The organism is Candidatus Propionivibrio aalborgensis (assembly GCF_900089945.1).
In the GTDB taxonomy this organism is placed as follows: Bacteria; Pseudomonadota; Gammaproteobacteria; order Burkholderiales; family Rhodocyclaceae; genus Propionivibrio; species Propionivibrio aalborgensis.
On sequence record NZ_FLQY01000202.1, the window covers coordinates 1 to 7,595 of the forward strand.

At 60.3% G+C, this 7,595-nt stretch carries 4 protein-coding genes; 3 read left to right on the forward strand and 1 reads right to left on the reverse strand.

Features of this window, described 5'->3' with window-relative positions:
* The 3 genes from PROAA_RS10425 to PROAA_RS10435 all read left to right on the forward strand — a co-directional run.
* A partial coding sequence (locus PROAA_RS10425) for a transglutaminase family protein (RefSeq protein ID WP_186411281.1) occupies window positions 1-3,037 on the forward strand: 3,037 nt, incomplete at its 5' end.
* Between the two features lie 37 nt (window positions 3,038-3,074).
* Window positions 3,075-5,651 carry a circularly permuted type 2 ATP-grasp protein gene (locus PROAA_RS10430; RefSeq protein WP_186411282.1) on the forward strand — a complete coding sequence of 859 codons (2,577 nt, stop codon included), beginning with the start codon at window positions 3,075-3,077 and terminating at the stop codon, window positions 5,649-5,651.
* A 7-nt stretch (window positions 5,652-5,658) separates the two neighbouring features.
* The gene (locus PROAA_RS10435) at window positions 5,659-6,567 is read left to right on the forward strand and encodes a transglutaminase family protein (RefSeq protein WP_186411283.1); all 909 of its coding nucleotides are present in this window, start codon (window positions 5,659-5,661) and stop codon (window positions 6,565-6,567) included.
* A 39-nt stretch (window positions 6,568-6,606) separates the two neighbouring features.
* Here the strand turns inward: PROAA_RS10435 and PROAA_RS10440 are convergent, their stop codons facing one another.
* A complete protein-coding gene (locus PROAA_RS10440; protein WP_186411284.1) occupies window positions 6,607-7,461 on the reverse strand; it encodes a lysophospholipid acyltransferase family protein in 855 nt (284 codons plus the stop codon).
* Between the last annotated feature and the right edge of the window lie 134 nt (window positions 7,462-7,595).

Sequence of the window (7,595 nt, forward strand, 5' to 3'; positions counted from 1 at the left end):
CCCGTTCGACTTCTTCCCCGAATCCTACGCCGAGAAATTTCCGTTCAAGTACGAGGCAGATCTGCGCGAAGAGTTACAGCCTTTTCTGTACACTCAGCCGCCAACCCCGCTGGTCCGCCGATTCCTCGACACGATCCCGGTCGAACCGATGAACAGCGTCGATTTCCTGGTCGATATCAACCGACGGGTGCAACAGGTCGTCGCCTACGTTATTCGCCTGGAGCCGGGCGTGCAAAGCCCCGAACAAACGCTCGAGCTGGGCAGCGGTTCGTGCCGGGATTCAGCCTGGCTGCTGGTTGAGGTGCTGCGCCAGCTCGGGCTGGCCGCGCGTTTCGTATCGGGTTATCTGATTCAGCTGGTGCCTGACGTGAAATCGCTGGACGGTCCTTCCGGCACCGATATTGATTTCACCGATCTGCACGCCTGGTGCGAGGTCTTCTTGCCGGGTGCAGGCTGGATCGGCCTCGATCCGACGTCCGGGCTGTTCGCTGGCGAAGGACATATCCCGGTGGCGTGCTCGCCACAACCATCTTCTGCCTCGCCAATTACCGGCACCACCGAAGAATGCGAGTGCGTATTCGAGCACAGCATGAAGATCGAGCGCGTCTGGGAAGCGCCGCGAGTTACCAAGCCCTATAGCGATGAGCAATGGTCCTCGATCGAAACGCTGGGGCATCGCATCGATGACGATCTGGTTAGTGGCGATGTGCGCCTGACCATGGGTGGCGAACCGACCTTCGTGGCCATAGACGACCCGGACGGCGCCGAATGGAGCACTGCCGCCATGGGTCCGACCAAGCGTATCCGTGCAGCCGACCTGTTTCATCGCCTGCGCAAAGAATATGCTCCTCACGGGCTGACGCACTTCGGCCAGGGCAAGTGGTATCCGGGCGAGCCGCTACCGCGCTGGTCGCTCAACTGTTTCTGGCGGCGCGACGGACAACCGGTATGGAAGAACCCGGCCTTGTGCGCCGACGAGTCACGCGACTATGGCGCCGATGAAATGTTGGCTGGTCGCTTCCTGCGTACGCTGGCCGAACGCCTGGGGCTGGCTGCGAAGTATGTTTTCCCGGCCTACGAGGATGCCTTCTATTACCTGTGGCGCGAGCACCGCCTGCCGATAAATGTCGATCCGCATGCGGCGCGCCTTGACGATCCCCTTGAACGTGCGCGTCTGGCGGAGATCTTTGGCCAGGGCCTGGATAAGGCCATCGGCTATGTGCTGCCGGTGATGCGCCACCCGAGGCTAAAGGGACGCTGGCAAACCAGCCCGTGGTTCCTGCGCGGCGAACGCTGCTTCCTGGTGCCGGGCGACTCGCCGGTCGGCTTCCGTCTGCCGCTCGAATCGCAGCCCTGGGTGGCCAAGAGCGACTACCCCTACACCCATGCACCGGATCCGACGCAGGACTTTGACCCACTGCCGGAGCACGCCGAATTTCAGACGGCGCCCAAGGCGGGTATTGGCGAAGGCTCGCCAGCGGACGAGGACAACGATCGCCCGCCAAGGAGCCAGGAGTCGGCGTCGGACATCACACGGACGGCGATATCGGTACAGGCGCGAGGTGGCGTGCTCTACATCTTCATGCCGCCGACGGATCGTCTTGAAGACTATCTCGAACTGGTCGCCGCCGTCGAGGCTACGGCCGAGGAGCTCGAATCGCCAGTGCTCCTCGAAGGTTATGAGCCGCCCTCCGACCCGCGCCTGACCAACTTCCGCGTTACCCCCGACCCCGGCGTCATCGAAGTCAATATTCAGCCTTCTGCCAGTTGGGATCAATTGGTCGAGCGTACGACGCACCTCTACGAGATGGCGCATCTGTCACGCCTGACCAGCGAGAAGTTCATGCTCGACGGCCGCCATACCGGCACCGGTGGCGGCAATCATTTTGTATTCGGCGCGCTGACCGCGCTCGATTCGCCTTTCCTGCGCCGCCCCGACCTGCTGCGCAGCCTGATCAGTTACTGGCATAACCATCCTTCGCTGTCCTATCTCTTCTCCGGCCTGTTCATCGGCCCGACGAGCCAGGCGCCACGCGTTGACGAGGCGCGCAACGATTCCGTCTATGAGCTGGAAATCGCCTTCAGCCAGTTTCCGCACCCGGAAGAGACCGTTGCTCCGTGGCTGATTGACCGCCTACTGCGCAACCTTCTGATTGACGCCACCGGTAACACGCACCGCGCCGAATTCTGTATTGACAAACTCTACTCGCCGGATGGTCCAACGGGTCGCCTCGGACTACTTGAGATGCGCGCATTCGAGATGCCGCCGCACGCGCGCATGTCGCTCGCTCAGCAACTGCTGCTGCGTGCGCTGATCGCGCGCTTCTGGAAACAGCCGTATGCCCCTGGCCGGCTGTTACGCTGGGGAACAGAGTTACACGATCGCTTCATGCTGCCGCATTTCGTGAAACAGGATTTCGACGATGTGATCGGTGAGTTGCGTGACGCCGGTTATGCGATGGAGAGCGAATGGTTCGCGCCGCATTTCGAGTTCCGCTTCCCGCTGCACGGCAGTTTTGTTGCCGAGGGCATCCGTTTTGAACTGCGCCATGCGCTGGAACCCTGGCATGTGATGGGCGAGGAAGGAAGTGCCGGTGGCAACGTGCGCTATGTCGATGCCTCATGCGAGCGCGTGCAGGTCAAGGTCGACGGCATGTCGGGCGACCGCTATGTGCTGACTTGCAACGGAAAGCCTGTGCCTTTGCAGCCGACCGGAAATGTCGGCGAGTTTGTTGCAGGTGTCCGTTATCGTGCTTGGTTGCCGGAATCCTCTCTGCATCCGACCATCGGCGTCCATGCACCGCTTGTTTTCGACCTTGTCGACACCTGGATGAAGCGCTCGCTGGGCGGTTGTCAGTATCATGTCGAGCATCCCGGCGGGCGCAATCCCGAACGTTATCCGGTCAACGCCAACGAAGCCGAAGGCCGGCGTTTGGCGCGCTTCATGGCGATCGGCCATACGCCGGGACGGATTGATATTCCGCTTGCGCCACGCAACCGGAGCTTCCCGTTTACGCTAGACTTGCGGCAATCCTGAAACACGGGAGCCGTATAGTCGCCGGCTCCCTTTTTTGATGCCGCATAGCCTACTCTCCATATATCCGAAGAATACCGACCGCTTTGACGAGATGCTCGCCGAAGGCGGCGCTCTGCGCTCGTCGTGGCAAACGTTTTTTGATCACCTGGTCGCGGCTACACCGGAGCAGATGCGTCACCGGCTTGATTATGTCCGGCGACGCATTCAGGAAAACGGTGTCACCTACAATGTTTACGCCGACCCCAAAGGCACCGACCGCCCTTGGGAACTCGATCCACTACCGCTGATCCTGTCCGCCAGCGAGTGGCACGAAGTATCCAGCGCCGTTACACAGCGCGCGCGCCTGCTCAACGCAGTGCTGGGCGATCTTTACGGCGAGCAGACCCTGCTCAGGGATGGCACCCTGCCGTCCGCGCTGGTCTATGGTCACAACGGGTTTCTTTGGCCGTGTCATGGCGTCAAACCGCCCGGCGATACCTGGCTGCATCTTTATGCCGCCGATCTTGCGCGCTCGCCGGATGGGCGCTGGTGGGTGATACGCGACCGCACACAGTCACCCTCGGGCGCGGGCTATGCACTGGAAAACCGGATCATCGTATCGCGTGTGTTCCCGGAGCAGTTCCGCGACATGGGTGTGCAACATCTGGCCTCGTTCTTCCGATCGGTGCGTGACAGCCTGTCGCATTGGGCGCCGCATAACGGCAAATCCGAGCGGGAGGGTGGAGATGCGCCGCTAATCGTCCTGCTGACTCCCGGTCCCTACAACGAGACCTATTTCGAGCACTCCTATCTGGCGCGCTACCTCGGCTTTCCTTTGGTCGAAGGGCAGGATCTCACGGTGCGTGGTGAGTGTGTCTATCTCAAAACACTGACCGGACTGTGCCGGGTGCACGCCATTCTGCGACGGCTGGACGATGATTTCTGCGATCCGCTCGAACTTCGCGGCGACTCGGCGCTGGGTATCCCAGGCCTGTTGCAGGTCGTACGTGCCGGCAAGGTGCTGGTTGCGAATGCGCTGGGTAGCGGTCTGCTCGAATCAGCGGCACTGCCTGGCTTCTTACCCGGTGCATGCGAAAAGTTGCTTGGCGAACCGTTGGCCATGCCGTCGGTCGGCACATGGTGGTGCGGTGAGTCGGCTGCCCTCGAGTTTACGATCCAGAATATCGACCGACTGGTCATCAAGGGTACGTTCCCGTCACAACGCATGGATCCGATCTTCGGCAATCAGCTCGACGGTCAGCAACGCGAAGATTTGATCGCCCGCCTGCGCGCCCGGCCGCTGGCCTACGTAGCGCAGGAACTGGTCAATTTTTCGCAGGCACCGGTGTGGGATTCGACCGATGACAAACACCTTCTGCCGCGCGGTGTGGCGCTGCGGGTTTATGTTGCGGCCACGCCTCAGGGATACATGGTCATGCCGGGGGGGTTGACGCGCGTTTCCGCCGCGGCCAATGCGCGCATGATATCGATGCAGCGTGGTGGATCGAGCAAGGACACCTGGGTGCTTACCGACGAGGAAGTCAACGCCTTTACCTTGCTGAAGAACGCGATCGGCGTAGCCGATTTGGTACGAAGCGGGAGCAATCTGTCTTCGCGCGTGGTTGAAAATCTTTTCTGGTTCGGCCGCTATTCCGAGCGTTGTGAGGATGTGGCACGCATTCTGCGCGTCGGACTTTCTCGTCTGGTCGACACAGGAACCGAAGCGATGCCGGCACTGCTGTCGACTTACGACCTTTGTCGTTCGCTCAAGCTGTTACCCGGAAGTGATGCTGAAGCCGACGGCAAGGGGAAACGCGAAAGGGCCGACCAAGAGGAGGTTCATCGACCTGAACTTGAATCGCAGATGCTTGCCGCCATCAGCGACGATGAGTGGCAAGACGGACTGGCCGGCAACATACGCCGCCTGCTGTGGGTTGGCTCGCAGGTACGCGAGCATTTTTCGCTCGACAACTGGCACGCGCTCAACCGTTTGCAGCACCATTTGCAGGTGTATAGCGAGTTCGGGCGTGAAATCGGTGACGCACTGGCTTTCCTTGATCAAATACTGCTCTCCTCCTCGTCGCTGGCCGGGTTCGCCATGGACAACATGACGCGCGACGATGGCTGGCGTTTCCTGTTCATCGGCCGTCGAATCGAACGACTGATTTTCCTGTCCAGTTCGATCAGTCAATTCCTGCGCCTGGAATCTACGCGAGCCAGGGGGGGTATCGAGTGGCTGCTCGAATTGACCGACAGCATCATCACCTACCGGTCGCGTTACATGACTCAACCCGAACTTTTACCCGCGCTCGATCTGATCGTTTTCAACGAGGACAATCCGCACGCGGTGTATTTCCAGTTGCTGGACCTGAAGCAGTATCTCAACCGGCTGTCCACCGAGCACGGTGATCCGGACGAAGACCTGCTTAACCAGGCAATGTCACGCCTGCGGGCTTTCGATCTGAGCAGCTTCGAGGGACAGGACTTCTCACAGTGCCGCAATTGCAATCCCTGTTTTGAACTGGCCGGTCTGCTCGATGAAATAGCCAATGCAGCCGCCAGCCTTTCGGACCGGATGGCCCTGCGCTATTTCGCGCATATCGGCGAAATCGGCCGGCAAACGTTGACGGCGTGACAGCTTCATGAATTCACTCCCCGCTCGCTATCATGTTATCCACGAAACGGGTTACAACTATGACAGCCCGGTTTCGCTGTCGCGTCAGCAACTGCATCTGACGCCTCGCGAGTGCCCGTGGCAACAGAGCATTACGCATCGGTTGCTTATCGAACCTGAACCGACCTTTTCGCATGCGCGCTTTGACCACTTCGGCAATCCGGTCAGCATGTTCGCCATCGAGGCACCGCATAGCAGTCTGGTCGTGCGCGCCGAAAGCGTTATCGAAGTGCAACCGCATCTTCCTGCCGACGGGTTGTCAGCGTCGCCGCCCTGGGAAAGCGTGCGTAACGCGCTGGTCTACGGTGCCGCACCGGTCTTGCTTGAGGCCAATCGCTATCGATTCGAATCCCCTTACGTTCGCGTCAAGCATGAATTTAACGACTTCGCCAGTCACTGCTTTACACCGAATCGTCCGCTGCTTGAGGCGGTCGGTGCGCTGATGAGCCATATCTATAATGAATTCGACTTTGATCCCAAAGCCACCACGGTCTCTACGCCGGTACTCAAATTATTGGAAGAGAGAAAAGGCGTTTGCCAGGATTTTGCCCACTTGATGCTGGCCTGCCTCCGTTCGCACGGGCTGGCTGCACGTTACGTCAGCGGCTATCTGCTCACGAAGCCGCCGCCTGGGAAACCGCGCATGGTTGGTGCCGACGCCTCGCATGCCTGGATATCAGTCTATTGCCCGAGCGCCGGTGGAGAGTTCTGGATAGATTTTGATCCGACCAATAACCTGATGCCCGATACAGAGCACATCACGCTGGCATGGGGGCGGGATTTCGGCGATGTGTCTCCGTTACGCGGCGTCATTCTGGGCGGCGATACGCAGGAGCCCGAGGTAGCCGTAACGGTCACCCCTTCCAGCGAAAGCTGAGCCCGACTTTTGGCGCATTTCAGGCGTACACAGGTCGCGTCAAATCCTCTCTGGTGGCGGTTCGACGCCGCGCGGGCGTTTATAGCGGTTGTAGCCCCACAGATACTGCTCAGGACACTGGCGGATCAGATGTTCGATCTCGTGGCTGATTTGCTGGGCGCGTTCCTCGGTTGTTCCCTGGATGGCTTGCGTCGGTTGTTGCAGATGAAAATGATAGCCGGCGCCGCCTGCCAGCCGCTCAGCCCAGACCATGATTGTCGTCGCGCCGCTTTCGGTCAGCCGCGCCGCCAGCGTCATCGTATACGCCGGCCGGCCGAAGAAGTTCAACCATCGCCCCTCGCCTGCCCGCGGTGCCTGATCGGGCAGCATACCGACCGTCTCGCCGCGTCGCAGCGCTTTCAGCAGAGCACGCACGCCGGCCAGATCGGCCGCCGCGATACGCAATTGCGCGCGTGCACGGCCACTCTCGATAAGCGTTTGCAGCCAGGCTTGCTTGGGTGGGCGATACAGCACGGTGATCGGCGCGCGCTCCGACAGGTACTGGGCGGTCACCTCGAAACAGCCCAGATGCGGCGTCAGATACACAATTCCCTTGCCGGTTTTCGTTGCCGCTGCGACCAGTTCCCAGCCACTCACCTTGACGACCAGGGCGGTCGCTTCTTCCAGCGGGCGCAGCCAGATTCTGGCTACTTCAAGCGATGCACGGCCAGCGTGCGCGATAGCTGCTGGCCGTACACGGCGCATTCCGTCTTCACCGAGCGCCAGTACCATGTTTTCGCGCAGATGGCGACGGTAGGTCGGCGACAGGAGCCAGGCCAGCCAGCCGAGCACAGCACCGAGTGCATGCAACCCCCCCAAGGGCAAACGACTAAGCAGACGAAAGAGAAGGATCACGGGTTAGCCCTGTTGGAAGGGGATTGTTGGGTTGTTTGATTGTTTGATTGTTGAAAGCGGGTTTGACCCGTGGCACACGAAAAACTACAATTCAGCGAACCGCCGAGTTAATCAGGACAACTTGCAGGGCGGGC

Coding starts and splice junctions, on each gene's coding strand:
- PROAA_RS10430 (WP_186411282.1), top strand. CDS start 3,075: ATGCCGCATAGCCTACTCTCCATATATCCGAAGAATACCGACCGCTTT.
- PROAA_RS10435 (WP_186411283.1), top strand. CDS start 5,659: ATGAATTCACTCCCCGCTCGCTATCATGTTATCCACGAAACGGGTTAC.